This window comes from Cobetia sp. (genome assembly GCF_983723665.1).
Genome location: NZ_CFDJES010000030.1, coordinates 12852 through 18777, shown reverse-complemented (window position 1 = coordinate 18777; position 5926 = coordinate 12852). Strand labels below are relative to the sequence as shown.

The 5926-nt window shown below is 65.4% G+C and carries 4 protein-coding genes; all 4 read left to right on the top strand.

What is annotated here, in order from left to right; genetic code table 11:
- A partial coding sequence (locus tag AC4FAH_RS04990) for an efflux RND transporter permease subunit (RefSeq protein ID WP_490245734.1) occupies positions 1-3060 on the top strand: 3060 nt, incomplete at its 5' end.
- Positions 3057-4475, top strand: coding sequence for an ATP-binding protein (locus AC4FAH_RS04985; RefSeq protein WP_279836797.1), 1419 nt, complete (start codon positions 3057-3059; stop codon positions 4473-4475). The genes AC4FAH_RS04990 and AC4FAH_RS04985, both read left to right, overlap by 4 nt.
- A gap of 33 nt (positions 4476-4508) precedes the next feature.
- Positions 4509-5252: a response regulator gene (locus tag AC4FAH_RS04980; protein ID WP_215823399.1), complete on the top strand. Its 744-nt coding sequence runs from the start codon at positions 4509-4511 to the stop codon at positions 5250-5252.
- Positions 5253-5451: 199 nt separating this feature from the next.
- On the top strand, positions 5452-5847 hold the full coding sequence (locus tag AC4FAH_RS04975; protein WP_279836798.1) for a hypothetical protein: 396 nt from the start codon (positions 5452-5454) through the stop codon (positions 5845-5847).
- Positions 5848-5926 lie beyond the last annotated feature (79 nt).

The window sequence follows — 5926 nt, the reverse complement described above, 5'->3', positions numbered from 1 at the left end:
CTGCTGATGCTGTGTCTGATTCTCGGCGGCCTGCTGATGTCCAGTCAGATCAAGAAGGAGGTCTTCCCCTCCTTCGAGCTCGAGATCATCAACGTCAGCGTCAGCTATTCCGGTGCCACGCCGGATGAAGTCTCCGAGAGCCTGTTGCAGGCGATGGAGTCCGCGGTACAGGACGTGGAGGGCATCGAGGAGATCACCGCCACCGCCGAGGAAGGCCTCGGCTCGCTGTCCATCGAGCTGCAGGACGGCGTCGAGACCATGCGCGCCTACCAGGACATCCAGCAGGCCATCGACAGCATCACCACCCTGCCCGATGAATCCGACCCGCCCGTCTACTCGCTGGCGGGCCGCTCGCGCAGCGTGATGGAACTCAAGCTGCATGGCCAGACCGATGACCAGACCCTGCGCAATGTCGCCGAGCGTCTGCGCCTGAGCCTGCTCGACAGCGACGACATCACCAAGGTGGAGCTGACCGGCATCCGTGACCGCGAGGTGCATGTCGCGCTGGAAGAAGGCGCGCTGCGTCGCTATGGCCTGTCGCATCAGGATATCGCCGGCCTGATCGGCAATCAGGCGCTCAACCTGGCCGGGGGCAGTCTCGACACCCAGCAGGGCGAATACCTGGTGCGCTATGAGGCGCGTCGCGACGGCGCCGCCGAGTTCGCGCAGCTGCCGGTGATCTCCAGCCAGGAAGGCAATGTCGTGCGTCTGGGCGATATCGCCACCGTCACCGACGGCTTCGCTGACAGCGACAAGGAAGTGCTCTACGACGGCGAACCGGCGATCGGTCTCGACATCTATCAGGTCGGCTCCCAGACGCCCAACGAGCTGTCCGCCGCGACCATGGCGATGCTGCCGCAATTGACCGCCAGCCTGCCGCGCGGACTGACGCTGAGCGTCGAGGACGATGACTCGCTGGTCTATCAGGACCGTCTGGAGCTGCTGCTCAAGAATGCCTGGATGGGGCTGGTGCTGGTGCTGGTGCTGCTGGGGCTGTTCCTCGAGGCGCGTCTCGCCTTCTGGGTCACGCTGGGCATTCCCACCGCCTTCCTCGGCGCGATGCTGTTCCTGCCGCTGGTCGGCGTGTCCATCAACATGATCTCGATGTTCGCCTTCATCATCGCGCTGGGCATCGTGGTCGATGACGCCATCATCGTCGGCGAGAACATCCACTCGCACCGCGAGCGCGGCGCCAGCATGCGCGAAGCCGCCATTCTCGGCGCGCGCGAGATCGCGGTGCCGCTGGCGTTCTCGATCCTGTCCAACATCGTGGCCTTCATTCCGCTGCTGTTCCTGCCCGGCTTCCTCGGGCTGGTATTCGGCATCATCCCGCTGGTGGTGATCAGCATCTTCGCGCTGAGCTGGATCGAGGCGATCTTCATCCTGCCCGCGCACCTGGGCCACACCAGCGAGAAGCCGATCCGCTGGCTGGCACCGCTGGACCGCGTGCGCCATGGCGTCCAGCACGGGCTCGAGCGCTTCACGCGTCGCCGCTTCCAGCCCTTCCTCGAAGGGTGCCTGAACTATCGTGGCCTGACCGCCATCTGCGGCCTGGCGCTGCTGGTGCTGGCGATGGCCTGGATGGCCAGCGGCCGCCTCGGCTTCTCGCTGATGCCGCGTGTCGAGTCCAACCGTGCCGGTGTCACCGCCAACCTGCCGGTGGGCAGCCCGATCAGCCAGGACCGCGAAGTGCGCACCCTGCTGCTGGACGCGCTGGAGCGGGTCCGTGAGCGCGACGACGCCCCCGCGATCTATTCCACCAGCGCCGAGATCGAAGGCAACTCGCTGAGCATCATCGCCAATCTGGACACCACGGTGGAAGACAACTGGTCGCCCTCGCAGCTGATCACGGCCTGGCGTGAGGAAGCCGGCACCATCGCCAATACCGAGTCGCTGCTGTTCGAATCCGATATCGGCGGGCCGGGCCGCGGCGCGGGCCTCACCATCCGCCTCTCCTCGTCTGACAGTGGCGCGCTGATGGCTGCCGCCGAGTCGCTGGCGACGTCGCTTGAGGATTACAGCTCGCTGTCGGACATCGACAGCGGCCTGGATGACGGCAAGCGCGAGCTCTATCTGCAGCTCAATGCCTACGGTCGCTCGCTGGGACTGGATGGCGCCACCCTGGCCAATCAGCTGCGCGGGCCGCTGTCCGGCGCGACCGCCCTCAAGCAGCAGCAGGGCCGCAATGAGGTCGAGGTCAAGGTGCTGCTGCCCGAAGACCAGCGCGCAAGCCTCGCCCAACTGGAGAACTTCGGCGTGCAGACCGGCAACGGCGTCAGCGTGCCTCTGGGGCTGGTGGCCGACATCGAGCAGGGACGCGCCGCGTCCAGCATCCTGCGCATCGACGGGCGCCGCGTGATCGAGGTCACCGCCAACGTCACCCCGTCCGACGCGGTCAGTCAGGTGATCACCAGTCTGGAAAGCGATGTCTACCCTCAGCTGAAGAGCCAGTATCCGAGCCTGAGCATCGGCTATGGCGGGCGTCAGGAAGAGACCGCCGACAACCTGGGGTCACTGCAGGTGTCGTTGCTGCTGACACTGGCGGCACTCTATCTGCTGCTGGCGTTGCCGTTCAGAAGCTACCTGCAGCCGCTGCTGGTGATGACGGCGATCCCCTTCGGCCTGATCGGCGCGGTCATCGGCCATCAGCTGATGGGCTATGGCCTGTCGGTGATCAGTCTGATGGGCATGCTGGCGCTGTCGGGCATCGTCATCAACGACGCCCTGGTGCTGATCGACTACGCCAACCGCCAGCGTCTGGCCGGCGCCACCGCGCGTGAGGCGATCATCATGGCGGCCACGCGGCGTCTGCGCCCGATCCTGCTGACGACGCTGACGACCTTCTTCGGCCTGGCGCCGATGATCTTCGAGACCTCACGTCAGGCGCGCTTCATGATCCCGATGGCGGTCTCCATCGGCTTCGGCATCCTGTTCGCGACGGTGATCCTGCTGATTCTGGTGCCCTCGCTCTATCTGTTGCTGGAAGATCTGCAGCACAACCTGCGCCGCCTGCTGGGGCTGCCGCCCCGCACCCCGCGTCATGAGGAGCAGACATCATGATGCCCGCCGTCACCGCCTGGCGCTCACGGCTGTCCGTGCGGCTGTTCGTGATCCTGCTGCTGACCAATGTCGTGATCGGCGGCAGCATCTACATGTTCATCTCCCACAGCATGGACAGAGGGTTCGCGGAGTATCTGGAGCAGACTCAGCAGGAGCGCATCGAGCTGATCTCGTCCGATCTGGTCAGCGCCTACGCCGCGGAAGGCAACTGGGACTGGATGAAGAGCCGGCGCAACTGGGGACGCATCGTGCATTCCCAGGCGCCGCCGGACAGGTTCGAGATGCCGCCGGGCGCCAACATGAATCGCCCCCAGGACTACATGCTGCGCGATACCCGCGGCCAGCGCCTCAATGGGCCGCCGCGCCCCATCCCCGGCATGCGGTTCAAGGACCTCATGCTGGACGGCGAGAAGATCGGCGAGCTGGGCTACCTGCCGGTGAGTGAATTCCTGCGCCGCGGCAAGGACCAGTATCTGGAGCGTCAATCGCGCAATCTGGCGACCATCATCCTGTCCTCCACCTTCGCCTCGCTGCTGGCGGCGGCCGGCATCGCCTGGTGGCTGGGCCATCGGGTGCGTGACCTCGCCAGTGGCGCCAGCCGTCTGTCGAGTGGCGACTATGCCACCCGCCTGCCGGTGCGCGGGCGGGATGAGCTGTCGCGGCTGGCCGGCGACTTCAATGCGCTGGCGCAGACGCTGGAGACCAACCGCGATTCGCGCCAGCGCTGGGTGAGTGATATCTCCCATGAGCTGCGCACGCCGCTGGCGGTGCTCAAGGGCGAGATCGAGGCCATGCAGGACGGTATCCGCCCGATGAACCAGGACAGCCTCGGCTCGCTGGAGCAGGAGGTGGATGCCCTCAACCGCCTGGTGTCGGATCTGCGCCTGCTGGCCCAGAGCGATGCCGGCACCCTGGAAGCCTGGCGCGAGCCGCTGGAGCTGGATGCCCAGCTCAGCGACAGCCTGGACGACCTGCGCGGCTGGCTGGAAGACAGCGGCATCCAGCTGGAGACCGACATCCAGCTGCCGCTGCGCGTTCAGGGCGACATGCAGCGCCTGCATCAGCTGTGGAGCAACCTGGCCAGCAACACCCGCGCCTACACCGACTCGCCCGGCAAGTTGAGGGTCAGCCTGCTGCGCGAGGCCGCCGCACCCGGGGATGGCGCCGGCCACCCAGGCTGGGCGGTCGTGCGCTGGGAAGACTCGAGCCCCGGCGTGCCAGAGGCCGAGCTTGCCCACCTCACCGAGCGCCTGTATCGGGTCGAGAACTCGCGCAATCGCTCCAGCGGGGGTTCAGGGCTGGGCCTGTCGATCGCCAGCGCGCTGGTCAGTGCGCATGATGGCCAGCTGATACCGGGCCAGTCATCGCTGGGCGGACTGCGATGGGACATTCGCCTGCCGCTGTTGTCTACTTGAAACAGACATTTTCATCTGCAAGGACTCTTGACCATGAGCGACGTTCACGCCGACACCTCTGACGCCCGGGCCGAGACCCAGAAACCGCTGATTCTGGTGGTGGAAGACGAGCCCAAGATCGCAAGCCTGCTGTGCGATTATCTGGACGGCAGCGGGTATCGCACCCGGCATGTCGACGACGGCAACGCCGTCATCGCGGCGGTCAATGACGAGACACCCGCCCTGGTATTGCTGGACCTCATGCTGCCGGGCACCGACGGCCTGACCCTGTGCCGTCAGCTGCGGGCCGAGGACAACCTGCTGCCCATCGTGATGCTGACCGCGCGGGTCGAGGAAGTGGACCGCCTGCTGGGGCTGGAGCTGGGCGCCGATGACTACATCTGCAAACCCTTCAGCCCGCGTGAGGTGGTGGCGCGCATCAAGGCCGTGCTGCGTCGCAGCCAGGCGCTTGATCAGACCCTCTCGCAGACCTCCGACAAGGGCCAGCTGGTGCTCAATGAGGAAGGTTGGCAGGCACTGGCCGATGGCAGCGACCTGGGCCTGACCGCAGTCGAGTTCCAGCTGCTCAAGGTGATGATGCAGTCGCCGGGGCGCATCTTCTCCCGCGACCAGCTGATGGACCACATGTACCGCGACCACCGCATCGTCTCCGAGCGCACGGTGGATTCCCACGTCAAGAAGCTGCGCCGCAAGATCGCCAATGTCTGGCCGGAGCGCGACGTGATTCGCTCCATCTATGGGGTCGGCTACAAGTTCGAGCCTGACGTGCTGGACTGATATCTCGCCTCACGCAGGCCCTGAAACCTTTCAGAAACATGACAACCGCCGTCTGTGACCACAGACGGCGGTTGCGTTTTTGTTGCACCCACGGTGCGAACTTGCTGTCCAACTGCGACGGATACTGTCATCACTGCCTAAGCGAGAGCCATTTACTGCTGCTCAAGCGCGGGTCTACGCCACAAGTGAGGTATTCGTCATGTCCCACAGTCCTGCCAGTCGTGCTCTCTCCCGCACTCGCCTGATCGGTGCCGGCGTACTGAGCGTCATGCTGATGGCATCACCGCTGAGCGTGACCAGTGCCAGCGCCGCCGATGTCTCGCTGAACGTGCTGCTGGATGGCATCAGCCTGAACGTCAGCCAGCGTGCCACCCTCGACAAGCAATATCGCCACTATCGCCAGCAACGTCAGGCCGCAGAGAGCCATCACGACGCCAAGGCGCTTGCCAAGGCGCGCAAGGCCTACCTGGCCGATGTCGATCGCGTCCTGAATCGCCATCAGACCCAGCGCTTCCACCAGCAGTTCGACCGCCACTATCCGGCGAACGCCCAGGCGAACGCCAAGGCGGCGAATAAGCGCCACCACGGTGGCTGATGGCAACCGCGTCTGAGCGCCCCGGGTTGAAACCTGGCGTCATCACCTTGATCAAGGACTCAGTCCCTACAGGATTCAG

What these genes read in the sequence shown, in the direction of transcription:
- AC4FAH_RS04985 (WP_279836797.1), top strand. Translation starts at nt 3,057, where the DNA reads ATGATGCCCGCCGTCACCGCCTGGCGCTCACGGCTGTCCGTGCGGCTG.
- AC4FAH_RS04980 (WP_215823399.1), top strand. Translation starts at nt 4,509, where the DNA reads ATGAGCGACGTTCACGCCGACACCTCTGACGCCCGGGCCGAGACCCAG.
- AC4FAH_RS04975 (WP_279836798.1), top strand. Translation starts at nt 5,452, where the DNA reads ATGTCCCACAGTCCTGCCAGTCGTGCTCTCTCCCGCACTCGCCTGATC.